Source organism: Rhizobium sp. WSM409 (genome assembly GCF_057653825.1).
Genome location: NZ_JBYGKP010000004.1, coordinates 306,210 through 329,263, shown reverse-complemented (window position 1 = coordinate 329,263; position 23,054 = coordinate 306,210). Strand labels below are relative to the sequence as shown.

Genomic DNA, 23,054 nt, shown 5'->3' with positions numbered 1-23,054 from the left:
GCCGGCATAGGTCTCGAACGACACGCTCCATCCGCCTGAATGTCGAGATAGAGCGTCAGTGGATAGTCCTCAGCCCGATCCCTCTCGGCAGCCGATACCTGATCGGCGTTTCCTGCCTCGACGGCTTCGAACTCAGCCTGCCACAACTCGACCGCCATCATCCGACTATACGAGCGCACCGAGCGCCAGGAACGACTGCAGCTGTTCCTCCGTCTGGTCTCCGTCAGCGATCACCCTGAACGCTTTGCCTTCAGATTTTAGTTGCCGTGCAGTCTTTAGCGCATCGGGGTAAACGAGCATCGGCTCGTTACGGGTGTCGCTACCATCCGGATCGAGCGAACTGATGGCGATGACCAGGAATGTCGCAGTCATGAAAGTTTTTCCTTTTTCACGCCGTGGATAACCGACCGCTAGCCTTCGTTCCCGTCTGACAGGAATCCTTTTGGAACCGCGTCGCGTGCGTCTTGTAGCGCCATCATCCGATCAAGCCACTTGCTTTTGAGGACATCGTTAATCGCAAAAGCGACGTCCTTGGCGCTCCAATCCGCATCCTCCATTTCCTGGATGAGTGCAGTCAGTTTCTGATCGATAATGTCGCGAAGCTCATCATCGTTGGCACGCTGATTTGGCATTTCAGACAACCTTTCAAACTGAGCGGAGCAACGGTCGGGCGGCGCATATGTTCCACGGCGAGCTCGAAATGCCTGGGACACGTTCAAGATCAAACGCTGCCTGATCCCGGCCGGCGGCGTCGACGAAGGGAGCTGAGTCGAGCAAGGCCTGGTGACCCCATGCACGACCTGAGCAGGATACCGATCCTTGAAATTGCCGTGTCTTTGCCGGATCGGGAGCAGTTCGCAACGGCATCCACGATATAGGGCCTGATGGGCGTCTTGATGTCGGAGAGATGGCCAAGGCAGCTGCATGATCCGAGATGGTAGCACGCGCTTGCCTCGTGTCTACGTTCGCTTCAAGGCGAACTCGGCCCACTAGCGCGAGGCAAGCTTTCGTGTGCGCAGCCCGAGCCAACCGCCCATATGAAGGTTCTGCCCGACGACGAACAGCGGCTTCGGAGCCGTGCCACGTCTCCACGCCGGAACGTCGTCGGGCGAAAACGCGAATGGGAAGCAGGGTAGATCGACGGGTGATCACTATCCACCCGATGACGACCTGGATAAGCTGAGGCATTTCTATTTCCAAGGTTCGGCGATCGCTCACGGGTCATGGGACTTTTTGGCAGCGACGTCGATCCGCTGATCACTTCTGGCAAAGCTTGGCTAAATTCTTCTCCAGGCTTTGCCGGAGGGCGCTGGAGATCTGGGTCTCCAGTCCCTTGACGACATCGCCGAACCGGCCACCAGTCTTGACGATCTCGATGGAGGTATCGGTCGTCTTGCAGGTCGACAGGTCGATCTTCAGCCGAACTTCAGCGGTAGCTGAAAACCCTCCTTCGACCAGCGCTTCGTCCGAGGTTTTGCAAGCAAGCGTGCCGCGGGCGCTCGCCTCCGCCGTGTCGCCATTCACCGACAATTGCAGGTTTTCGATCTTGACGGAATCGAGCTTGTCGACGCCTACCTCGACACTGATGCCGAAGCTCGATACCTTGGTCTTCAACGACCTGCATGGCTGCACATCTCCAATGGCTCTCTCCAACGCGTTCGGCGCCTGTGCTTTGGCGAAGGAGCATGGCTGGAGGAGAAAAACTGCCGCCGTTAACAGGCCTAAACAGTTCCGCATCGCTCTCTCCCATCTGCCTGGGTTTTCACGCAGGCGCCTCTGAATCATGGGGCCGGATCGGTCTGCCGGAAAGGCAATGACGGTTGCCACCATGACCGCCGCCTAAGGCACCTGGACACAAAATATAGTTTTACGACCGATAGGGCACAACGTCGTTTGTAGTACGAGCTCGCGGCAGCGCGGACGGACGCTTGGATCGGCGACCAGGCGTCGTGGCGGCGCCTGCTTGTGATGCATTGTGTTGTGGCAGCGATCCGCGCCAATCGCAGCAACCACGCCCGTCAAAAGGCCGCCGGCTCCCTTACATCGACGGGGTGGGGGTCAAATACGGACGGGGGCGCCGTCAAAGACAGCGCCCCCGCTCCTCCTTCAAATTAGGCGGCTTCGTGCTTTTCGCCCTCGATCTGCAGAGGGGCCTGTGTTTCGGCGTTGCCGCCGATCGCAATCCTACGGGGCTTCATCGCTTCCGGGATCTCCCGCTGGAGCTCGATGCTGAGAAGGCCGTTCGTCAAGGAGGCGGTTTCCACCTTGACGTGGTCGGCGAGCTCGAAGCGGCGCTCGAAGGCGCGGCCGGCGATACCGCGATGTAAATATTCACCATCCTTCTCGTCGGCCTTCTGACCCTTCACCACCAGCACGTTGCGCTCTTGCGTGATCTCGAGATCGGCGTCGGCGAAGCCGGCGAGCGCCATCTGAATTCGATAGCCGTCCTCGCCCGTCTTGACGATGTCATAGGGCGGCCAGGTGTCGATGGCCTGCAGGCGCTGCTGCGCGTTGGTCAAGAGATTGAAGACACGGTCGAAGCCGATGCTGGACCGATAAAGCGGTGCGAAGTCGAAGTCGTTTCTCATACCAAATCCTCCGTAAAGCGAGATGGAATGGAGACGCGGCCTGGCGTCTCCTGGTTGCTATCGGCCCCATCCGGCGACCGACGAAAAATGATCTGGTCTCGAGCGTTTTTTGATTCAAGAGGCGCATCAAAAAAAATTCGAGCGTCGCGCTTCAAACCACTTGAATGCTGTTTTCGTTGAAACAATCTCTTTTTTACCTGGAGATTTTCGCTCCGTTAGCTGGAAGTTTTTAGGAGACGCAAGATGAAAACGAAAGGCTCTGACCACACTAATCCCCACAACGCCGTCGACGCGATATCCGCGTCGCACATTCTTCACACGCACCGACACTTTGACCACCCGGAGGAGGTCGTGTCAGCGCGGCTTTCGACAGACGAGAAACGAGAAATTCTCGCTTCGTGGGCTTCTGATCTTCACGCGGTCGAATCCTTGCCGGAACTGCGCCATCCGCCGGGCGTCCACCATCCAGTTCGATACAGGGACATACTCGACGCACTGAAGAAGCTCGAGGAGTGGCGAGGCGAGGACTTGCAAACGCAGCCCACGCGCCGTCCGGTTTTGCTTTAGTAAGCGGAGGCCGACATGAAAGTCCGGCAAACCCAACCTCGCAGTGTCACCACTACCCATGATCCGATGCCAGAGCGGCTGTTGGTGATTTCCCGCTACGTGGAGAACATCCGCCGCCTTGCACGGCTGGCGGACCGTCTCGGCCGCAGCGAGCTCGGCACCGCAATGATGGAGGTGGCGGGCTGTATGGAAAGGATGTCCAACGACATCGCGATGAGCGAAACCGGCGCGGACCTCTTGCGGCGGGCCGCGAGTCTTGTTGGTACCGTCGAAGGTCTTCTGGAGAGGCAGGCGAAGCTTGCTGTGCTGCATTAGGTTTGTTGCAGTCCAGATCGTCTTTTTCCGCGACCGAGCCTGCGTGGCGTGCGAACGTCGCACCATGACTGATCCGGCAAGCCCTTTGCACTGCCTTTTCCCGGTCTGTTTCGCGGTGATGCCGGCTAGAAGATCGACGTCCGCTTGTCGACCTCGTTCGCTGCGCGGAACCAATTCGGAGACGAACTCTGTCGGGGGAAAAGTGCGCTGATGCCAGACCTCTCCTCGTCCGAGGCGAGGTCTGGCATTCTGCATTAATGGGCGACGAGGCGTGCTGGCCGAGCCGGATGCGTCGTCGGCTTTCCCTTCCACGGGGCCAGCACGGACGGCATGCCCGCTTCGAGGCAGGCCGCAACGAAGGCTTCGCGCGCGACGGTGCTAGGAATGATCCCGTTGAGGACGCCACGACACGTCTTCACTGCGCGTTCATGGCGCTTTCCATGACGCAGCGGCCATTCGTTCTCGAGAAAATCCAAGGCGTCGTATGCGCCTGTGAAGGTGCGCTCCAAACCGCACTGCAACCGGATTCTCACCGGCAGGGTCCACGGAACATCGTTAAGCGGCATCTTTTCCTCCTTTCATGCCACCAATGGTCCTAATGAAAATGATATTGGGGCAGGACCCCGGCTGTTCAAGGGCGATCAATCAATAGTTCCTAATCACTGGGGCATTCCCTAATTTCAATGGCCGTCCCTGAAATCAAGAGCCCGCGGACGGGACCTCAATGTCGATAAGCAGCCCTTCGTCCGACCAGGTTTTCTCAAGACGTCCGTTAAGCTGTTTTTCAACCATTGCGCCGACAATCACCGTGCCAAAACCCCGCTTTGCTGATCTAGGCGGAGTGTCGACGCCCACCTCCTGCCACCGGATCCTGAAGCCGGCTCCGGACGGTCCTGGCTTCCAACTGATCGAAAGCCTACCTTGCGCAGCGGCAAGCGCACCGTGATGGGCTGCGTTGACAGCGAGCTCGTGGAGCACGAGCGCAAGGGGCTGGACGACCGGCGCAGGCATGTCGATATCCGGTCCGCTAAAAAAGGTGCGGGTGGCCGCGAACGGCGATACCTGTTGGCGAATGAGTTCTTCAAGAGAAATGCTTGTCCATCTTCGTGCGGCAAGCAAGGTATGGGCACGGGCAAGCGCCTGCACGCGGTGTTGAATGGCGGCGGCGTAAAGGGCGGGGTCATCGGCGTTGCTCAGGCGAACGATGCTGTCGACGATCGCCAGGACATTCTTGGATCGGTGGTCGACTTCCATCAGCAGGCGATGTTCGGAGGCCTCCAGTGCCTCGATCCGCCGGTATTCCGTCATGTCGATTTGAGATCCAAAGAAATACAGGATCCTTCCGTCATCCCCATGGACGGGACTGAGATGCAAGCGGTTCCAGAACTGCTCTCCGCTCTTCTTATAATTGAGGATCTCGATGCTGATCTCACGCTCCCCGGCGATAGCGGCACGAATTTCAGCGGCGGCGATCGGAGACGTCGCGGGGCCCTGCAGGAAACGACAGTTGTGGCCTAACACTTCTTCGGCCTCGTAACCTGTCAGCTCGAGGAATGCCTTGTTTGCAAGCACGATCGGCTGATCGGACTTACGCGCGTCGGTGACGACCATTGGCATCCTGGTCCGTTCAAATGCGATCGCTGCCAGCTCTTTCCGATCGGCGGAAGCTGCTTTTGAAGATGCGGAGGGCAAATCCCCATGCAGTTTTTCTCTCGAATGGCCAGTCATGCTTCCACGCTCACTAAGACGTCGCTTGATAACGTCGCTCGCGTATCTTTGTTTCCAGGAAGGTTGCGTGCCTTTAGCGATCGCTCCTCCGGGACTTGCAGGATGGCTGCGGCCTTTGCCAAAGCGACGGCATCCGGTATAAAATCGGGATGAGGCCTTTCAGCCCGCAGGCCCCGAAAGGATCGCGCGCACCACATGATCATGAAACTCTTTTCCAATTCCAGCCGTTCTCGAGAGCGCTTTCTCGAAGCCATCCTGCAGAGTGCCATCGAGTATGCGATCATCTCCACGGATCTCGATGGCCTGGTGACCACGTGGAATGAGGGCGCCCGCCGGATTCTCGGATGGGATGCGGATGAGATTGTCGGCCAGCCTGCGGCGGTCATCTTCACCGAGGAAGACAGGCAGGCCGGGATTCTCCAGTTGGAAATGACTGCCGCTTTGACCGAAGGTCATGGCAATGATGAGCGCTGGCACGTTCGCAAGGACGGCTCGTTGTTCTGGGCGTCCGGTCAGATGATGGCGTTGACGTCGGACGATGGCAAAGTCGAGGGATACGTAAAAATTCTGAGGGATCGCACCGAGCAGAGAGAGAATGAGGAACGACAACGCATCCTGATGCACGAACTCTCTCACCGCATGAAAAACACGCTGGCCGTCGTTCAGGCCATCACCAGCCAATCCTTCCGAAACGCCAGTTCTCTCGAGGATGCGGAGCATTCGATCACGGCACGCATCAATGCTTATTCAAAGGCGCACGACATTTTGCTTCAGCAGAACTGGCTGGGCACGAGCATGGCGACAATCGTCGAGGCGACCGCGATTAATCTCGGACTTGAGACGTCCGGGCGTTTCAAAGCGAGCGGTCCCGCGGTTGAATTGGGTCCACAGGCGGCCCTTTGCTTCTCCCTGGTGCTGCACGAACTCGTCACCAACGCCAGCAAGTATGGTGCGCTGTCGATGGACACAGGGAGGGTCGAAATCGAATGGTCCGTACGCGATGAGGCGGGCGACCAACGCCTGCACTTCACTTGGCAGGAGGTTGGAGGCCCGACGGTGGAAGCTCCGAGCAAGAAGGGGTTCGGCACACGCCTCGTGAGCTCCAGCCTGTCCGCCTTCGGAGAGGTCGCACTTGACTATGCGCCGACAGGGTTGGTCCTGAAACTCGATTCATCGCTCCAGAAGCTGCAATACAAGAACTATTCCGACGCCGAGGAGTAGCTGAAACGCTAAGCCCGCATTGGAGAAACCCAGAGACGTCGCCCGCATGCGGCTGGTTCGATTGGCCTTGGAAGCGCGAGAGGCGCATGGACCAACATTACCTGCCGGTATCGTAAACGGCTATCCCGGCGCGCGTTGCGCAAGAAGCCGAGGCCCATGCGCGATCTAGGAAACGTCCGGGCCGGGAAGGATCATGAATTCCACAAACAGGATCTTCAGGCGGCCGGGCTATTTGTAGGGCGCTCGAAGTGACGCGGGCGTTTCCATGTCGGCAACATCGCAGCCATCGCGATACAAGTCTAAACCTCGCCGATCGAAGGGAATAAACCGCCTGTCTTCGTAGACTCGCATATAAGTCGAATGAACAGGGTGGGCGAGCCGACGCGATTTCATGTATGCCAGTGCTGAACATATTGGCCCGCCGGCGACCGGTTCCACGTCTAGCACCACTCGCAGGTTGCCGGGCATGCCTATCGATTCCAGCCGATCCAAGCTTGCTATCGTATCATCGTCAGGCTCGTAAAGTTCACCGATGACCCGATGGCCAATGCCCGGTTCATTGAACATCATCGGCGCGAACCAAGGGCCGGCAATCAGCATCGGATAACATTGTCGGATCTGGAAAATTCCAAGAAAGCTGGCGCGGGAAAGTCCTTGTTCATGGAGAGGAAAGCCTTTCTTCAAAGTTCCAAAAACGAATAGGTTCCGTGTCATGCGGGCGAGCCCCATGGTTATCGGCCAATCCCCCGCAAGTTGGAGCGATCGTGATCTCCTGTGTCTCCATCCGGCTGGGAGGACCACGCTCAGTCACGCTTCATCACAGGTGGCGCCGTCGCCAAGCTTTCTGCCGCGTCTGTTTCGGGCAATCCTTCTACCCTTTCATTGTCCACCTGGGCGCGGCGCGGCGCAGGCGATCCTTCCGCATGGCGGCCGGTTCGAGCTTTATCGCGCTTGCCGACAGCTGCGCCATGGTCTTCACCTTCGGACCGGATCGGCTCGAGCTCCATCTCCGGTGGGCGAAGCCTATTCCGGTCTTCGATAGGGTCGTTTGATTTCTTCTGCATGATCGGACCTTTCTTCGATGCCGGCTAGGATCCAGGGCGTCCGCGACGTTCGTTACGGCTTAAGAACAACCTTTATGCAGCCATCCTTCTTGTCGCGGAAAGTCTTGTAGAGCTCGGGACCTTCGTCGAGGGTCGCACGATGCGTGATAATGAACGACGGATCGATTTCGCCGTTTTGAATGCGTTCCATGAGCAGCGGCAGGTAGTGCTGCACCGGGGTCTGCGCCATTCGGAACGTCAGGCCGCGATTGATCGCCGAACCCATCGGGATCTTGTCGAGGAAACCACCATAGACGCCGACGATCGACACCGTACCGAAGTTGCGGCAGCAATGGATTGCCTGGCGAAGAACGTGGGGGCGATCGGTTCCCATGAACGTGGCGACCTTGATGCGGTCAAGGCGCGAGTCCCAGCTCGCCGACGGATCGGCTTCGGTGCCGACCGCATCGATGCACGCGTCTGCGCCGCGCCCGTTGGTCAGCTCCATGAGCTTGTCGTAGATGTCTTCGTCCATGAAATCGAGGGTGGTGGCTCCCGACGCTTCGGCAAGAGCAAGCCGCTCCGGCACGGTATCGATCGCGATGACGCGCTCGGCGCCGAGGATGAAGGCCGACTTGATCGCCATCTGTCCGACGGGGCCGCAGCCCCAGATCGCGATCGTGTCGCCGGGCTGGATATCGCAGAAGTCCGCGGCCATGTACCCCGTCGGAAAGATGTCGGAGAGAAAGAGCACCTGCTCATCCGTCAGTCCGTCCGGCACCTTGATCGGGCCGACGTCCGCGTAAGGCACGCGCAGGTACTCCGCCTGACCTCCACTGTAGCCGCCAAGAAGATGTGTGTAGCCGAACAGGCCCGCGGGTGAATTCCCCCACATCTTCTTGACCTTCGCCGGGTCGGGGTTGCTGCGTTCGCATCCGGAATAAAAGCCGCGCTGGCAGAAGAAGCATTCGCCGCAGGAGATGGTGAACGGCACCACGACACGGTCGCCGACCTTGAGCTTTTTGTTGTCCTTGCCGACTTCGACGACCTCGCCCATCGTCTCGTGGCCCATGATGTCGCCGTTATGCATGTCCGGCATCACACCGTTGAAGAGGTGAAGATCAGACCCGCAGATCGCGCAGGCCGTCACCTTGATGATGGCATCGCGCCCTTCCTCGACTTGAGGATCTGGAACGCTCTCGCATCGAATGTCGTGTTTGCCATGCCAGGTAAGTGCTTTCATGTCGTCGTCCGCCTTTCGATCCCGAGCGCAGAGCGGACGCGCCGCCTTGCAACCCTTTCGGTTTTTGGAAACGATTTTTCCGTCTCTGGTCTTCAAACTCAAGACAGCCAAACCGTGATCGGAAGGAGTTGTTCCATCGGAAAGCGGGAGGGATCCATTTGCAGGGAACAATTCCGCCTTGGGCTTGTTTAGCGGCCGAATCGAGCCACCAACCAGGAGACCAACCATGAAGAAGATCATTATCGCCTCTCTTGCCATTTCGCTTGCTGGACCTGTCCTGGCCCAATCCGCCGCGGAAAAGTCCGGAGTCAACTCGCTGATTGGCGTTGCGCCGAAGACAGAGGACTTCGTACAGGAGGCCGCCACCAGTGATATGTTCGAGATCGAATCCAGCAAGTTGGCAGTCGATCGCGGTGATGCCGCGACCAAAACCTTCGCCCAGCAGATGGTGACGGATCACGAGAAGACGAGCAGCGAGCTCAAGGCGCTGATTTCCGCCGGCAAGGTCAAGGCGCAGTTGCCGAGCGCCATGACCAGCGCGCAGCAGGACATGCTCGACAAGCTGAAGGGCCTTCAAGGCGATGATTTCATCAAGCAATATCATTCCGACCAGGAATCCGCGCACGAGGACGCGGTCGACCTCTTCAAGCGCTACGGCGAAGGCGGCGACAATGCTGAGCTGAAAGCTTGGGCGGCAAGCACGAGGCCTGCGCTTGAACATCATCTGCAGATGGCGGAGGACCTGAACAAATAGCCTTCGCCGCTGTTGCGCCGAATTCAAGAGAACGAGGTGGAACATCCGAGATTTGGAAAAAACGGATGCTCCAGGAACCTTCCTTGTTCTTCGGGGTTAGGCGGCCGGACATTGGGAGCTTACGCTGATGAATTATCTCTGGCTGTTCGCCGTGGCAGGAGGAGCAGCCCTTCTCGGGATCGCCCTCGCTTTTGGAATGATCAAGCAGGACGGACGACGGTCTGTCTTCGCCATAGCCGGCGCTTTCATCGTTGCCATCGGCGCGCTGGGACTGGGCGTGTATGTCGCCAAGGCGCCGACGGCCCCGGTGCGCGCCTCTGACAGAGAGCAGTCGCAGCAAAGGCTTCCGGCTGCCGCGACGACGGAGAAGGACCTGCCGGGCAAGTGACGCCCAAACAATCGCCGATCAGTATGCGTCCTGGCCAAAGGCCATGAGAGCGCATCGGCGGGACGTGTGTAGTTCCCTATCAATGGGAGGTCTTGCCACCATGGCCGGCCTTCAGATCAACCATCGTCGCGCGAAGCTGTAGGAGCTCGTCAACGATCTTCTGCCAACAACGGTCGTCGGCTTTGCTGATCGATATGATCGAAGCTCGGATCGTCCGAAGCAGACCATCGACCGCCGGGTACCGGTCAGCACCGCAGCTCGCCTCGCTATCGCAGATTTCCTGAAGTTCATCGACGATCTTTCGCACAATAATCCCCCGAACGACGGTATCGAGCGCGGCCGGATCGGAGGCCATCCTTTTGAAATAGACAAGTCTGTCCATTACAGCACCCTGGTTTCGCCAATATTGACAGCGAACGGCAGGGGCTCAGGACGCCGCGGCTTCGTCGGGATCGATAAGCTGTTGAAATCCACTTGCATATAGCGCATCAGACCGCTGAGTTTACCCTGGTCTCGAATGCCGCACTCGAACCAGGAGACAAGTTCCCTCGCCACATGCTGCGCCGCGGGGCTGGCCATCCCGCATGATTTTTCTTGGCACCAACCCTGCAACACAGCCTGCAACATGGCGATGTCACCAGGCTGCAGAGCCGGCTTCGTAATTCCCGAGTGCTGGGTCATCGTCTTCCTCCTCGTTATTTAAGGCGATCCTAAAATTCTGGATTTTCGATTTCAACCGCTAGTGCGGAATCGTACGAAATCCTCCCCCTCACCTCGCCATCGGCTGGGGAACCAACACAGCGCGGTCGGGTTCGGGACGGATTAGAGGAACGTCGCATCGCAAACTTGAATATGGTACGGATAGCCTGTCAGCGCCGGTAAATCGCCGGTTGGCAGCATGATGACGGTCCAACCACTCTTGCAGGCGTCCGCTATGAAATCGCTTAGTCCGGTCGCTGGCAAGACGATCGTCATCATTGGTGAACCCGGCTTTCTCTCAGACAGCGTCAAGAAGGCATGGGCCGCGCGTCAAGCCGTGGTCGTCACCAGCAGCGTCGATATGTTCGCGATGCATGGTCCAAAGGAAACCTTTGCATGTGACGCGGCGATCATCGACGTCACGATCCCGGACGAGGCGATGCTCGCAATGAATGAATGGCTGGAGATCCGGCGCATACCCTTCGTCTTCGCTCAAGGGCATCCGGCCGAAGCGCTCTCAGCCGGCTTCGTCCTCAGCGATCGTGCCGCCGACATCAACGCCATCGTAGAGGCATTGTTCGGATTTGGTGCCGGCTATTATCATTAGATCCGTGCGTTTACGCACCAAGCGTTGCGCTAGGCGTTTGCGGACCTCATGATGGGGGCCGCATGATCCGAAGCCTTTATGTCGGGAACGGCGCTATGCTCGATTCTCAGTCTGCTCATTTGAAGGCCCTCGATTCAGATGACCTCAGTCATCTGCGGGCCATTTTGAATACCATCTGTTGCGAGACGGGCAAGCCTCTGCGAGCGCCTGAAACGCAGGAGATCGCGGCATTGCTGATCAGCCTCTACCGACATGGAGTGGCAGACCAGGACAAATTGCTTTCGGTGGGTCGCCTGGCATCGGCCCGCAAGCGCCGCCTCTGACCGCGGCACGACCAGGTTTGATCAAAAGTTCGCTCAACGCGCGAGAGGGCTGCCGATCAGTCGCCGATATTCCTCCTCCGCCGCACCGTAGCAGCCATGCGCCTCTTCGATCAATCCGCGCCTGTTGAGAATGACGATTTGCCTTCGGGTGGACCGGATCAGACCTTTGCCCTCCAGCAGATGCAACGCGACCGTCACTCCGGCGCGGCGGACCCCCAGCATCACGGCGAGAAATTCGTGGGTCAGGGATATCATCATGCCGTCCGTTCGGTCATGGACCATCAGCAACCAACGTGCGAGCCGCTCCTCTAGCTTGGCGTGACCATTGGCTAGCACCGTCGAAGTCGTTTGCGCGAGCAGCGCCTGGACATACGCGAGAAGCAGGCCGCGCAAGGTCCGGCTTTCTTCCATGGCCGCGGAAAGGATCGGGGCTGGTAATTTGAAGCCGTGGCCTGAGACCTGCATGAACGTCCGATTGGCGGACTGGTCTCCGCCGAGCATCACGGCGGCACCTGTCATTCCCTCCCGGCCGACGATGCCAACCTCGATATCGCGCCCACCCGGAAATCTCGCCACGATCGAAGCAAGTCCAGATTCGAGGATATAGATGTCGCCGACCAGCGTATCCTCCATCTCAAGGATTAAGGGGACATCGAGAGTTATTGGCTCCATATGAGGCACGATCAGATCGCGCTCTTGTGGGCCCATGGCCCGCAACAGCTCATTTCTAAAATTCAATTGCTCGTCATCCATGGTTTCGTCCACATGTGGCAGTCCTTCGCCCGTTGCTGCGGCGAACCTAACCATCTCGAATCGTTGAGCAATGCACTGTGCCATAGCGTACAGACGGTCCGGTGTTCGCGCGTCCCTGTCCCCTATGAACAAAGAGGCCCGATGGTATCGATCGCCGAAACCGCTCGAATGACGGCCAGCCGGCTCTTCCTCGGCCGGCAGTTCCTTCGCGTGGAAGTGGCTGGGCGACGCGGGCCGCTATTTGCAGACGGAGATCGCGAGCCTGAGCAGCCAGTCACAGTCTCAGCGTGGAGCGCGCCGAGATGGCACCACCCTCGACAATCTGGCAATTCTCGTTCGTCAGGCGACGCATGAACCGACCGGACCCAGAATGTCGATCCCCGGGTCAATCCTCAACCGGCCGACCTCCTCGTCAAAGCGATTGTTCCGGACTATGCAGGACGAAACAGACGGCCGACCGGTCGGACTTGCCGTCCACAAGACGAGGCCGTAGATCGTCGGCGACACGATCTGGCGCGTCAGCGGCGCGCCTTGGCTCCATTTGAAAACTTGCGTGGTCCCGTCTCTCTTGCCAGTATTCCTCGCGAGAAACATGCGAGGTAGGATAACTGTGCGATAGCGCACGAAACCTGTATTTTGACTCGAAAGGTCTATTGTGTAATCCAGTATTTTAGGAGTTTGGCCATGAGCGTTGCAGGAACGACGTCCATCCTTCTGATGGAGGATGAGATTATCATCGCGATGGACGTGGAAGACATCCTTCATGGCGCCGGCTTCGATCGGATAGAGACAGTGTCGTCTTGTCGAGCAGCCGAAGAATGGCTGACAGCGAACGATCCCGATCTCGTGGTGATGGACATCGAATTGACAGATGGCGTCGCTGGAGCGATTGCGAGATCTTTGCGCGGCCGCCATATACCATTCATTGTTTACACCGGTGCTCAGCGGAAGGTGCACCCGGATGCTTTGTCATTTTCCGAGGGCGTGTGGTTGGAAAAACCATGCGAGCCCTCCATATTGCTGACGGAAGTGATGCGCTGCATAGGTCAGGGGCCGACGTCGATCGTGGTCGATGGCCGCGGGGAAAGCAAAAAGACGCGATAAGGCCAGCTGGCGGGAACATTGCCGCTGTTCTTTGGTTTGGCAAACCAAGGGAGAGGCAGATGAACCAGCAATCGGACGGTCGGGCTTCCTTCATCTACATCGGCGCCATCACGTTAGTTGGGCTTTTGATCGTTTTCGGCTCGATGGTCTCATTTAACGCAAGCGGCGGAAATGACGAGCCTGCAAAAATCTCGACGAAAGCGAAGCCCTGATGGACGCGCCCGAGCACGATCCTATCCAGGTGACCCGGCCCAGCACTGAACAGCAGCGAAACAGCCTGAAAGGCGGGCGGATTGCCGTCACCTTGATCGCGACCGTGGCCGTCGTCGCCTTCCTGCTTTACGTCACGATCCTCGTCTATGGCTTGGCGCATAGGATGTGAACGCGCTCGGGCATACTTGCCTGCCACATCGCTTCGCTGCCGCGCAGCTCTTCCGGGGCGTGGCTTTGGAACCTTTCCCAATGACGCAGGTTTGCGGTCTTTGACAAGCAGAGGACGATTTCGATGCCCAATGCCGCTGACATATTGATAGACACACTGATTGAATGGGACGTGAAGGTCATCTTCGGCCTTCCTGGAGACGGTATTAACGGGGTCATGGAGGCGTTGCGCAAGCGCCAGGACCAGATCCGCTTCATCCAGGTCCGGCATGAGGAATCGGCCGCTTTCATGGCGAGTGCCTACGCTAAATTCACCGGAAATCTCGGCGTTTGCCTTGCAACGTCCGGACCAGGCGGCACGAATCTGCTGACGGGACTTTATGATGCCAAGCTCGATCAGATGCCGGTGCTTGCCATCACCGGGACGCAGTATCACGACCTGATCGAAACCTTTACCCAGCAGGACGTCGACTTGACCCGCGTGTTCGACAATGTCGCGCTCTACAATGCGCATGTCAGTGACGCGTCGCACATGGAGAACGTCGCCAGCCTCGCCTGCCGCTCGGCGCTCTCGCGCCGGGGCGTCGCACATCTCTCCATCGCCAACGACGTCCAGGAGATGGACGGGAAATCGCGATCGAAACGGAACCGCCCGAAACACGTACCGAACCGCTATTTCCACGGCCGCCAAGTGCCAGAGGAGATCGAGCTCGATCGTGCGGCCCGGATACTGAACGATGCCCGCAAGGTCGCCATCCTCGCCGGCCGGGGTGTTGTCGGCGCGGCGGAGGAATTGCGCGAGATCGCCGACCTGCTCGCCGCGCCGGTGGCCAAAGCCCTGCTCGGCAAGACGGCTCTCGCCGACGACGATCCCTTGACGACCGGCGGGATTGGAATTCTCGGCACCGCTCCCTCGCAGGAGATCATGGAACAGTGCGACGCGGTGCTGATTGTCGGTTCCTCCTTTCCCTACATCGAATATTACCCGCGGCCCGAAGCCGCTCGCGGCGTGCAGATCGACAGCGATCCTCAGCGAATTGGCCTACGATTTCCCGTCGATGCCGGTCTGGTGGGGGACGCGCGGGAAACGCTACGGCTCCTTAGGCCTAGGCTGACCAGGAAAACAGATCGGTCGTTCCTGGAAAAGGCGCAAACGGCGATGTCCGAATGGCGCAGAAAGATGGAGACGATGGAGACGGAGCGGAGCGCTCCGTTAAAGCCACAGGCGGTGGTTCGAGCTTTCGGCAGGCGCATCGCGGCCGATGGCGTGCTGGTGGCCGATTCCGGCCAGAACACCGAGCTGGCGGCGCGCCACATCGACCTCCGCACGACAAACCAGTTCGCAGTCTCCGGCGCGCTCGCCTCGATGGCTTCCGGCCTGCCTTATGCGATAGCGGCGGGCGCCGCCGATCCGAAGCGGCCAATCTACGCGGTCATTGGCGATGGCGGATTCGGCATGCAGCTCGGCGAGTTCTCGACCGCCGTTCGCATGGCTCTCCCGCTGAAATTGCTGGTGATCTGCAACGGCATGCTCAACCAGATCGCCTGGGAGCAGATGATGTTCCTTGGCAACCCGCAATTTGCCTGCGAACTGGCGCCCATCGACTTCGCCAAGGCGGCGGAGGCAATGGGAGGCCGCGGCTTCACAATTCGGCGTTTCGATCAGATAGAGCCGACTTTGACGGAGGCTTTCTCCGTCGCCGGTCCGGTGGTCATTCAAGCGATGGTTGACCAATACGAGCCGATGATGCCTCCGAAGATGCCCAAAGACTATGCCAAGAGCTTTCGCCAGGCTCTTCCGGAGACGCCGGGTCATCGGGCGATCGAGGCGAATGTGTCGCGCTCGCCGCTTCGCGAGATGATGGACGCCGGAGAGCAGGAAAAGGAACTGTCCGAAAACACGACCGATTTGCCGGGCATACCTTGAGCCGTCGAAGGAGGGGCGCCGACCCGCGCTTGACTGAGTGGAAAGAGTATTATGAACAGCTTGTCTACAGCCGGTGGCGACTTTCGCGCCGCAGCCCATCGCCTGCGCCAGACCTTGTCGTCCGCGCGCCGGTAGGCCCGATGGCCGGTGTTGTCATCTGCATCCTGATCGTGGTTTTTCTGTTCCGCCATGTGACCGAGGCTGATCCGCGCCTCGATGCGGAAAATGCTGCATTGACGGCAGGCGACGCGACGAAGGGGAAACTGGTTTTTCTTGCCGCCGACTGCGCCTCCTGTCACGCCGCCCGGCTCAGCCGGACCGATTGAAATTGGGCGGTGGTCTCGCTCTCGCTTCGCCGTTCGGCAGGTTCAGGCCAGCAGGGCGGCAACAAGCATGCTCGAGCCGCATCGGATGGGTGAGGCGTCCCTGTTCCTCCAGGTCGTGGTCGCGCCAGTCTTCGAGTTCGGTCAGGGTATGTGCTTCAAAGAAAGACCGGTCGGCGCGTTGGTTCGTCGTCTCGCAGGCCGTCGCCTTGGCGCCATTTTCACGGAATTCCAGTGGATGCGTCTTGGCGGGTTTGGCCCAGGCGCAACTGACGCACATATATCCGGCCGGCTTGTTTTGATGCGCCAAGAGCCCCGAGCTGGAGACCGGGATATGTTCTCGGAGAAGACTTTCTCTCACCGATCTCGCCGAGCCCCATCCACCCGCCGGCGCTGTGGAAACCGATTCTCGGTGTTTTTCTGGGTTTTGCCGTCATGGTCTGGAATGTCTTGAAGTTTACCTTGCATTTACCGACGCCGTGTCGCGTCGGCTGACGTCGGCGCATCCGTCCCTGACACCGAGTGGTCGGATCAGCGGCTGGTATCTGCCGTGATACGCTTCGCCCTCCGGTACCGTCACGCGGTTCTGCTGCCAAACTCCGGAAAGGATGTTCCGCGCGGAATCGACGCGGTTCCAAGCCCGCCGAAATTCTTTCCGACCAAACCGTCGTGAAGCGGGCGACACGCCGGCGATGGCGGTTTACGCCGGCGGCTCTCTGGTCCCCCGCCGCTGCATCTTCTCTTCGATTTCGTCCAGCACTTCTTCCGGCCTCACGTGCTCTTTCAGTTCCTCAAGCTCCTCGCTCGTCTCGATTTCGACGCCGAGCTTCTCGGCGATGGCCGAGACCAGGGTCAGCAACTCAGTCGCCTCATGCTCCGCCAGAAGGCAAATCTGCAAATTGAGATCGGCGCGCTTGTCGTCGGCTTCCGCCATCCGGTTTTGACTGATCAGCACGAATGTCGAGATGAAAATGGCTTCGACGGATGCGACCATCGCCAAAATGACCAAAGAGGGGTCGAAGGCCGGCACGAGAGGAACAAGGCCGATATTGACGACGATCCAGAGCGTGACGACCAGCAGGTGCAGGTAGACGAACATCAAGGATCCCGCGAAACGGGTAATAGCATCGGCTGCCCGCTCCTGCCGGCTCGATTGCCGCGCTTCCTGCTCCCGCCGTTTCAACAGAGCCTCGATGTTGCGGTCGAGACGTCTCGATATCGTGGTCTGCTGCTGCTCGGATTTCGGCATCGACATAGCATGCTTCCATGTTAAGCAAATCCAAACCCCCGCGAAGGCGGAGAGTTCCGTGTGACCAGCGCCCCTCACGTCATCGACGAAGAGGCGATCCCCGAGCCTGGCTCCCGCCGCTTTCGCGGGCCTTCCGAGACGATCGGATCAGTTCGATCGCGCGCTTGCCGATGCCGGGAAGCGCCAGCAGTTCATCGTCGGTCATTGAAGACAATTTACTGACGCGCTTGATGCCGCTGGAAAGAAGCGCCTTGACGATCCAGACAGGAATTTTGCTGCGGACGAGCATATCGCTCGAGGCTGTCCGCGGCTTCGACGTCTTCCGTGCTGGTCGAGAGGCCATGTCTATCCCGCAGATGATTTGCGACCGCCAAAACCGAGAAAGGGCGCGGCGGTTCCAGCCGATTCACCGCTGACTGCAAACAATTTCATCCGGCCGGGCCGAGGCCGCTGCTTCATGCGTGCCGATAGATGTCATCGATGATGTCGGCAACTTCGACAAGTCGTTCGCAGGACGGATCATAAGCCTCACCACTGGCGAGCCGGACCGCCCAGTCGGCCGCCGCCCGGCCGCCCCAGTCGTCCGGAGGCAGGGCAAGATCTTCGGCGGACGTGCCGCGGAAGCGATAGGCCGCAAGGTCATAGAACGACCCGCCGACGTTCCTGAAGGATGCACCCCCGGATGTTCCGAAGAAGTCGGCGCCGATGACCGCGTCGCATCCTGCCTGCAGCCGCCAGGAGCAGGCAAGGCGGATGACCGCCCCACTTGCCAACGTCAGGGTGGCGATGGCGAAATCCTCGACATCCCCCGCTGCGCTGATTGGCTGGCCGCCTTTCATCAGCGTACTCGTGACGTCAACCACCTGGGGAAAGTCGAGGCACCAGAGCGCCATGTCGATGAGGTGGACGCCGAGGTCGATGACGCATCCTCCGCCCGATAGCGACTTGTCGTAGAACCAGGACTTGTCGGGGCCATAGGCATTGTGGAAGACCAGATCGGCGGCGAAGACGGTGCCGAGTTCGCCATTTCTGATCAGATCGCGGATGCGCTGCATGCCTTGCGTATGACGATAGGAGAGATCGACGCCCAACAGCCTGTCGGCTGATCTGGCGGCGGCCACGACGGCTGCCGCTTCCGCGCCGGATCGGCCGAGCGGTTTCTGGCAAAACACTGCGACCCCGGCCCGCAGCGCTCGGATCGACTGCTCGGCGTGCAGCGCGCTCGGCGTGGCGATGACGACGCCGTCGAGGTCGCGTGACAGCAGCGCATCGAGACCGCCGACGATTTCCGCGTCCGGCGCAAGACGCAGGGCTTCATTCAGCATGTCCTCCGAGGGATCGGCGACGGCAGCGGCCTCGGCCATTTGCGTGCGGAGGATCGCCTCCATTCGGCTTCTGCCGATCCAGCCGACACCGAGAAAACCGAGCCTAACGGACTTGACCCGCGTCCGCGGGGAGCGCTCAATCATCCCATTCATCAGCATGTCACCATCGCCTTGAGGAAACCATCGGGCCTATCGCGGGTGGCGTCGAGCGCCTCGCCAAGGCCTTCGAGCGGATAGACGTGCGTATAGAGCGATGACGGATCGAGCCTGCCGGAGACCATTGCTTCGATCGCCTCGCGCATGCCACTGACATAAATCCTGGGATCGCGTTCGTGAGCATTGATGACGTCGATGCCACGCCAGTTCCAGAGCTGCATGTTGACTTGCCTCGGCCCGTCTTGATGGTATCCAGCAACCACCAGCCGGCCGCGCTCGGCGGTCAGTTCGCCGGCGAGATCGAGCGGCCACTGCTTGCCGACCGCCTCTATGACGCGGTGGCAGAAAGCACCGTTGGTTAATTCTCTCACAGCTTCGATGATCCGCCAGTGGTCGTCCATCGACACGGTCTCGGCGGCGCCCATGCGCTTGGCGATTTCAAGTGAAAACGGACGGCGCGAGATGGCAATGACGCGCGCGCCGGCGCCGCTGACAAGCTGCGTTAGCAAGGCGCCGAGAAATCCGATCCCGATGATGGCGACGGTCTGACCCGCCTCGACGCGGCTGCGCCGGAATATGTTCATCGCGCAGCCGAGCGGCTCGCCCGGAAAGGGTTGGCCATCGAACGCCCGCGGCAGCGACACGACCATGTCTTCATCGGCGATGTCGTGGGTGGCGTAGGCGTGATAGGTGAGCGCGGCGACGCGGTCTCCCAGGTTGAGGCCAGAAACCCCGTCCCCGAGCGCATCGATCCTGCCCCAGCCCTCGTGCCCGAGACCGCCCGGCTCCGTCGGAAAACTCATCCATTCCGGGCCGGCCCAAGGGCCAAGATTGGAAGCGCACACGCCCGACCCTTCGAGCCTGATCCTGACCTGCCCCGGCCTCGGCTGAGGAAGAGGTCTCTCTTCGACGGACACGTCTCCGGGACCGGTGATGATCGCCGCCCGGGTCGCACCCTCGGCCGCTCTTGCCAACATGTTCATGAATTGCTCCTTCGTTTGGCACGGGCCGGCCTGCTAGCTGACAGACGCCGGTGGCCGCTTCTCAATCCTCGAGAAAATATTTCGCTCACGGATTGGCCGCCGAACCAGCGACGCCGCCGGATGTTCCGGATGATGTCAAAGAACATGTCAAAGAAGATGACATTGAAGCCGGAACAATCTTCGCCGCGCTTGGTTCGGCGGGTCATCTCAACTTGAGCGAACGGAAATCAGATGGCGATGATCCTTGTAACCGGCGGCTGCGGCTTTATTGGAAGACATGTTGTCGAGGAACTTCTCGACAACGGCTATGAGGTGCGGGTCCTCGATGCGTTGATCGATCAGGTTCACGGCGATGCCGAAACGGCGCCGCCCGAGGCCGCCGAAATCATGCGCGGCGACGTTAGGGACAAAACCGCGGTCGAACGGGCTTTGCTGGGTGCCGATGGCGTCATCCATCTCGCCGCTGAGGTCGGCGTCGGACAGTCGATGTACGAGATCGCCCGATATGTCGGCGGCAATGATCTTGGCACGGCGGTCCTTCTGGAGGCGATGATCGGTCGCCGGCCCAGACGCGTTGTCGTCGCCTCGTCCATGAGCGTCTATGGCGAGGGCCGATATGAGACCGCCGAAGGCGCGCAACTCGATCTGGTCAGGCGACGCAGCGACCAGATCAGGGCCGCCCAATGGGATCCGCGTGGCGCTGACGGCAATGACCTGAGGCCGGTCGCGACGGATGAGGAAAAGCCCGTCGATCTCGCCTCGATCTACGCGCTGACGAAATACGCGCAGGAAAAACAGGTCCTGATCTTTGGCGAAGCCTATGGCGTGGAGGCAGTGGCGCTCCGTCTCTTCAACGTATTCGGCGCCGGCCAGGCCCTGTCCAATCCCTATACCGGCGTGTTGGCGAACTTCGCCTCGAGGCTCGCCAATGGCCAGCCGCCTATGATCTTCGAGGACGGCGAGCAGCGACGGGATTTCGTGCATGTGCGCGACGTGGCGCGCGCCTTCCGCCTGGCGCTCGAAAAACCCGACGCGCCGGGACATGTGATCAATATCGGCAGCGGCCAGGCCTATACGATCACCGAAGTCGCGACGCTTCTCGCCGACGCGATGGGCGTGCCGGAGATACGGCCCGAGATCATGAACAAGGCGCGCTCCGGCGATATCCGCAACTGCTTTGCCGACATCGCGAAGGCGCGCGAACTGCTCGGCTTCGAGCCGCGCTTCAAGCTGGAAAACACGCTCGGACCTTTCGCCGATTGGGTGAGAAATGCCGGAGCGATCGATCGCGGCGCGGAGATGAAACGACAGTTGGAGGAAAGAGGGCTGGTATCATGACTATATCCGCGTTCTCCGCCGGCACCGGCACGTGCTCGAGACCCTATGGCTTCGTCGAGTGGTTTCGCCCTGGCGAATACGAGCGGACGTCGCAGACGATCACAGACGTCGGAACAAGCGGCGCCAGCTACTTGCGCACGCATCTGTCATGGGCTGAATATCTGGCTCCGGGAGGCGAGGCATGGTTTGATTGGCTGATCCCGAAGCTTGGGCGCGAGATCGATCTCCTCCCCTGCATTCACTACACGCCGCCGTCCTTGTCCCGGACAGGACGGTCTTCCGGCGCACCGGCCGATCTAAAATCCTATGCCGACTTCGTCGATCACGTGCTCACCAGATATGGTCGGTATTTCAGCCATGTCGAATTGTGGAACGAGCCAAACAACTTGCTCGACTGGGACTGGCGCGAGGACAAGGACTTCCTGCTGTTTTGCGAGATGGTCGGCGCCGCGGCCTATTGGGCCAAGCATCGCGGCTGGAAGCCGGTGCTCGGGGGCCCGTGCCCTTTCGATCCCTATTGGCTCAACCTGATGGGCGAACGCGGCGTGCTTGGCGTCGTCGATGCCGTCGGCTTTCACGGTTTTCCCGGCACATGGGACAGCGAGGAAGGCACCTGGAGCGGCTGGGACATGCATCTCGGCGAGATGCGAAACATTATCGGACGCTTCAACGACAAGGCCGAGATCTGGATCACCGAAACCGGTTATTCGACCTGGCGCAACGACGAGATGGAGCAGGCGCGGCGTTTCGTGAAGGCTCTGAGCGTGCCGGCCGACCGGATGTATTGGTATTCCTGGCGGGATGTGCCGCCGGACGTGCCGGTGCAGGAGGGCCTGTGGTTCGACCCGCGGCATTACCATCTCGGTGCCGTCACCCACGAGAACCAGCCGAAGCTGCTCGCGCGCCTGCTGATGGAAGGCGGCGTCGAACGGCTCGAGCAGGTCGCCCGGCTCGCCACCCCCAACGTCGCCAAGGGAGCCGCCCCGATCGTCATCACCGGAGGCTGCGGCTTCATTGGCTCCAACCTCGCCGACAGCTACCTCCAGGACGGTGAAGACGTCGTCGTGCTGGACAATCTCGGGAGGCCAGGCGTCGATCAGAACCTCGGCTGGCTGACCGAGAGGCATGGCTCAAACGTACATCCGGTGCTTGCCGACGTGCGCGACGCCAGAAGCATCGAGGCAGCCTTCGCCGATGCCAAGGCGGTCTTTCACTTCGCCGCCCAGACCGCGGTCACCACCAGTCTCATCCATCCGATTGACGACTTCGAGGCCAATGCGCGCGGCACGATCAACGTGCTCGAATCGGTTCGCAAGGCGGGCCGACGTGCGCCGGTGATCTTTGCCAGCACCAACAAAGTCTATGGCGGGCTCGACGACCTCGCCATGCGCGAGGCCGAGGATCGCTACCTGCCGGTCGACGCGACCGTCCGGTCATATGGCATCGGCGAAGACAGACCGCTCGATTTCTGCACCCCCTATGGCTGCTCGAAAGGCGTGGCGGACCAGTATGTGCTGGACTATGCGAAATCCTTTTCCATACCGACGGCCGTGCTGCGCATGAGCTGCATCTACGGCCCACGCCAGTTCGGCACCGAGGACCAGGGCTGGGTGGCGCATTTCCTGATCCGGGCGCTCGCCGGCGAGCCCGTCTCGATCTACGGCGATGGCAAGCAGGTCCGCGATATTCTTCACGTCGCGGATGCGGTTGCCGCCTACCGCGGCGTCCTCGATGGCATTGACGGGGTCAAGGGCCGCGTCTTCAACCTGGGGGGCGGTCCGACGAACGCCGTCAGCGTGCTCGCGGTCCTGCGCGAGATCGGCAAGCTGATTGGGCGCCCGGTCGAAACCTCCTTCGACGACTGGCGAGCCGGCGATCAGTATTTCTTCGTCGCGGACACACGTAAGCTCCAGCACACGCTTGGCTGGAGCGCGCGTGTGGGGTGGGAAAGCGGACTGCGGCACCTGGCGGAGTGGCTCATCGAACACCGTTTCGGCGGCCGACCGATCCTGCGCCGCGATCGAAAGGTCTCGGCATGA

28 protein-coding genes and 2 pseudogenes are annotated in these 23,054 nt (G+C 60.1%); 14 read left to right on the top strand and 16 right to left on the bottom strand.

The features are described from left to right. Positions 1-165: 165 nt before the first annotated feature. The 4 genes from AC25BC_RS32520 to AC25BC_RS32505 all read right to left on the bottom strand — a co-directional run bounded on the left by AC25BC_RS32520 (position 166) and on the right by AC25BC_RS32505 (position 2,588). Positions 166-372: a hypothetical protein gene (locus AC25BC_RS32520; protein WP_003554614.1), complete on the bottom strand. Its 207-nt coding sequence runs from the start codon at positions 370-372 to the stop codon at positions 166-168. Positions 373-410: 38 nt separating this feature from the next. Beyond that, entirely contained in the window at positions 411-632 is a 222-nt protein-coding gene (locus AC25BC_RS32515) for a hypothetical protein (protein WP_128439425.1), read from the bottom strand. A gap of 625 nt (positions 633-1,257) precedes the next feature. Beyond that, the gene (locus tag AC25BC_RS32510; RefSeq protein ID WP_128439549.1) at positions 1,258-1,737 is read right to left on the bottom strand and encodes an LBP/BPI/CETP family protein; all 480 of its coding nucleotides are present in this window, start codon (positions 1,735-1,737) and stop codon (positions 1,258-1,260) included. A gap of 374 nt (positions 1,738-2,111) precedes the next feature. Beyond that, on the bottom strand, positions 2,112-2,588 hold the full coding sequence (locus AC25BC_RS32505) for an Hsp20 family protein (RefSeq protein ID WP_128439424.1): 477 nt from the start codon (positions 2,586-2,588) through the stop codon (positions 2,112-2,114). A gap of 243 nt (positions 2,589-2,831) precedes the next feature. Here AC25BC_RS32505 and AC25BC_RS32500 point away from each other — a divergent pair, with 243 nt between their 5' ends. Then, complete coding sequence (locus AC25BC_RS32500; protein WP_128439423.1) at positions 2,832-3,155, top strand: hypothetical protein; 324 nt, start codon at positions 2,832-2,834, stop codon at positions 3,153-3,155. A 15-nt stretch (positions 3,156-3,170) separates the two neighbouring features. Further along, the gene (locus AC25BC_RS32495; RefSeq protein WP_128439422.1) at positions 3,171-3,470 is read left to right on the top strand and encodes a hypothetical protein; all 300 of its coding nucleotides are present in this window, start codon (positions 3,171-3,173) and stop codon (positions 3,468-3,470) included. A gap of 254 nt (positions 3,471-3,724) precedes the next feature. Here the strand turns inward: AC25BC_RS32495 and AC25BC_RS32490 are convergent, their stop codons facing one another. Both AC25BC_RS32490 and lov read right to left on the bottom strand, forming a co-directional pair. Further along, complete coding sequence (locus tag AC25BC_RS32490) at positions 3,725-4,036, bottom strand: DUF982 domain-containing protein (RefSeq protein ID WP_003554625.1); 312 nt, start codon at positions 4,034-4,036, stop codon at positions 3,725-3,727. 133 nt (positions 4,037-4,169) lie between these two features. Next, a complete protein-coding gene (gene lov, locus AC25BC_RS32485; RefSeq protein ID WP_017997493.1) occupies positions 4,170-5,198 on the bottom strand; it encodes a blue-light-activated histidine kinase in 1,029 nt (342 codons plus the stop codon). Between the two features lie 195 nt (positions 5,199-5,393). Here lov and AC25BC_RS32480 point away from each other — a divergent pair, with 195 nt between their 5' ends. Further along, complete coding sequence (locus tag AC25BC_RS32480; protein ID WP_128439421.1) at positions 5,394-6,419, top strand: sensor histidine kinase; 1,026 nt, start codon at positions 5,394-5,396, stop codon at positions 6,417-6,419. Between the two features lie 228 nt (positions 6,420-6,647). Here the strand turns inward: AC25BC_RS32480 and AC25BC_RS32475 are convergent, their stop codons facing one another. Continuing rightward, positions 6,648-7,133 (bottom strand): gamma-glutamylcyclotransferase family protein, encoded by a 486-nt coding sequence (locus AC25BC_RS32475; protein ID WP_245459836.1) that lies wholly within the window; start codon positions 7,131-7,133, stop codon positions 6,648-6,650. Positions 7,134-7,535: 402 nt separating this feature from the next. Continuing rightward, on the bottom strand, positions 7,536-8,705 hold the full coding sequence (locus tag AC25BC_RS32470) for a zinc-dependent alcohol dehydrogenase (RefSeq protein ID WP_012760315.1): 1,170 nt from the start codon (positions 8,703-8,705) through the stop codon (positions 7,536-7,538). A gap of 226 nt (positions 8,706-8,931) precedes the next feature. Between AC25BC_RS32470 and AC25BC_RS32465 the strand changes: the two genes are divergently transcribed. Both AC25BC_RS32465 and AC25BC_RS32460 read left to right on the top strand, forming a co-directional pair. Next, complete coding sequence (locus tag AC25BC_RS32465; RefSeq protein ID WP_003554634.1) at positions 8,932-9,459, top strand: DUF4142 domain-containing protein; 528 nt, start codon at positions 8,932-8,934, stop codon at positions 9,457-9,459. A 127-nt stretch (positions 9,460-9,586) separates the two neighbouring features. Continuing rightward, the gene (locus AC25BC_RS32460; RefSeq protein ID WP_003554637.1) at positions 9,587-9,847 is read left to right on the top strand and encodes a hypothetical protein; all 261 of its coding nucleotides are present in this window, start codon (positions 9,587-9,589) and stop codon (positions 9,845-9,847) included. Between the two features lie 79 nt (positions 9,848-9,926). Here AC25BC_RS32460 and AC25BC_RS32455 read toward each other — a convergent pair whose 3' ends face one another. Together AC25BC_RS32455 and AC25BC_RS32450 are read right to left on the bottom strand one after the other, a co-directional pair. Beyond that, positions 9,927-10,229: a hypothetical protein gene (locus tag AC25BC_RS32455; protein WP_017997497.1), complete on the bottom strand. Its 303-nt coding sequence runs from the start codon at positions 10,227-10,229 to the stop codon at positions 9,927-9,929. After that, positions 10,229-10,528, bottom strand: coding sequence for a hypothetical protein (locus tag AC25BC_RS32450; RefSeq protein WP_017997498.1), 300 nt, complete (start codon positions 10,526-10,528; stop codon positions 10,229-10,231). Before AC25BC_RS32450 ends, AC25BC_RS32455 begins: the two co-directional genes overlap by 1 nt. A gap of 253 nt (positions 10,529-10,781) precedes the next feature. Here AC25BC_RS32450 and AC25BC_RS32445 point away from each other — a divergent pair, with 253 nt between their 5' ends. Together AC25BC_RS32445 and AC25BC_RS32440 are read left to right on the top strand one after the other, a co-directional pair. After that, positions 10,782-11,153, top strand: coding sequence for a hypothetical protein (locus AC25BC_RS32445; protein ID WP_012760319.1), 372 nt, complete (start codon positions 10,782-10,784; stop codon positions 11,151-11,153). 95 nt (positions 11,154-11,248) lie between these two features. Next, positions 11,249-11,476, top strand: coding sequence for a hypothetical protein (locus tag AC25BC_RS32440; protein ID WP_003554645.1), 228 nt, complete (start codon positions 11,249-11,251; stop codon positions 11,474-11,476). A 33-nt stretch (positions 11,477-11,509) separates the two neighbouring features. Here the strand turns inward: AC25BC_RS32440 and AC25BC_RS32435 are convergent, their stop codons facing one another. After that, a complete protein-coding gene (locus AC25BC_RS32435) occupies positions 11,510-12,229 on the bottom strand; it encodes a Crp/Fnr family transcriptional regulator (RefSeq protein WP_003554647.1) in 720 nt (239 codons plus the stop codon). Between the two features lie 684 nt (positions 12,230-12,913). On the opposite strand from AC25BC_RS32435, the gene AC25BC_RS32430 reads away from it, so the two are divergent. From AC25BC_RS32430 to AC25BC_RS32410, 5 genes and pseudogenes are all read left to right on the top strand, one after another. After that, positions 12,914-13,333 (top strand): response regulator, encoded by a 420-nt coding sequence (locus AC25BC_RS32430; protein WP_003554649.1) that lies wholly within the window; start codon positions 12,914-12,916, stop codon positions 13,331-13,333. Positions 13,334-13,392: 59 nt separating this feature from the next. Then, positions 13,393-13,545: a hypothetical protein gene (locus AC25BC_RS32425; RefSeq protein ID WP_003554651.1), complete on the top strand. Its 153-nt coding sequence runs from the start codon at positions 13,393-13,395 to the stop codon at positions 13,543-13,545. After that, entirely contained in the window at positions 13,545-13,715 is a 171-nt protein-coding gene (locus AC25BC_RS32420) for a hypothetical protein (RefSeq protein WP_003554653.1), read from the top strand. Before AC25BC_RS32425 ends, AC25BC_RS32420 begins: the two co-directional genes overlap by 1 nt. Before the next feature lie 123 nt (positions 13,716-13,838). Beyond that, positions 13,839-15,641, top strand: coding sequence for a thiamine pyrophosphate-binding protein (locus AC25BC_RS32415; protein ID WP_003554655.1), 1,803 nt, complete (start codon positions 13,839-13,841; stop codon positions 15,639-15,641). A 140-nt stretch (positions 15,642-15,781) separates the two neighbouring features. Beyond that, positions 15,782-16,014, top strand: a pseudogene (locus AC25BC_RS32410) (alkylated DNA repair protein); the annotation flags it as partial. A 17-nt stretch (positions 16,015-16,031) separates the two neighbouring features. On the opposite strand, the pseudogene AC25BC_RS32405 reads toward AC25BC_RS32410, so the two are convergent. From AC25BC_RS32405 to AC25BC_RS32385, 5 genes and pseudogenes are all read right to left on the bottom strand, one after another. Beyond that, positions 16,032-16,401 (bottom strand): annotated as a pseudogene (locus tag AC25BC_RS32405) (FdhF/YdeP family oxidoreductase); the annotation flags it as partial. 263 nt (positions 16,402-16,664) lie between these two features. Beyond that, entirely contained in the window at positions 16,665-17,219 is a 555-nt protein-coding gene (locus AC25BC_RS32400) for a DUF1003 domain-containing protein (protein WP_003554657.1), read from the bottom strand. A gap of 73 nt (positions 17,220-17,292) precedes the next feature. After that, positions 17,293-17,502, bottom strand: a complete 210-nt coding sequence (locus AC25BC_RS32395) for a helix-hairpin-helix domain-containing protein (protein ID WP_128406518.1) — start codon at positions 17,500-17,502, stop codon at positions 17,293-17,295. Positions 17,503-17,668: 166 nt separating this feature from the next. After that, on the bottom strand, positions 17,669-18,697 hold the full coding sequence (locus AC25BC_RS32390; protein WP_003554661.1) for a Gfo/Idh/MocA family protein: 1,029 nt from the start codon (positions 18,695-18,697) through the stop codon (positions 17,669-17,671). Beyond that, on the bottom strand, positions 18,691-19,677 hold the full coding sequence (locus tag AC25BC_RS32385; protein ID WP_128406517.1) for an MDR/zinc-dependent alcohol dehydrogenase-like family protein: 987 nt from the start codon (positions 19,675-19,677) through the stop codon (positions 18,691-18,693). Before AC25BC_RS32385 ends, AC25BC_RS32390 begins: the two co-directional genes overlap by 7 nt. A 231-nt stretch (positions 19,678-19,908) precedes the next feature. Here AC25BC_RS32385 and AC25BC_RS32380 point away from each other — a divergent pair, with 231 nt between their 5' ends. Both AC25BC_RS32380 and AC25BC_RS32375 read left to right on the top strand, forming a co-directional pair. Then, the gene (locus AC25BC_RS32380; protein ID WP_128439419.1) at positions 19,909-21,015 is read left to right on the top strand and encodes an NAD-dependent epimerase/dehydratase family protein; all 1,107 of its coding nucleotides are present in this window, start codon (positions 19,909-19,911) and stop codon (positions 21,013-21,015) included. Then, complete coding sequence (locus tag AC25BC_RS32375) at positions 21,012-23,054, top strand: NAD-dependent epimerase/dehydratase family protein (RefSeq protein ID WP_128439418.1); 2,043 nt, start codon at positions 21,012-21,014, stop codon at positions 23,052-23,054. The genes AC25BC_RS32380 and AC25BC_RS32375 overlap by 4 nt, the downstream gene beginning before the upstream one ends.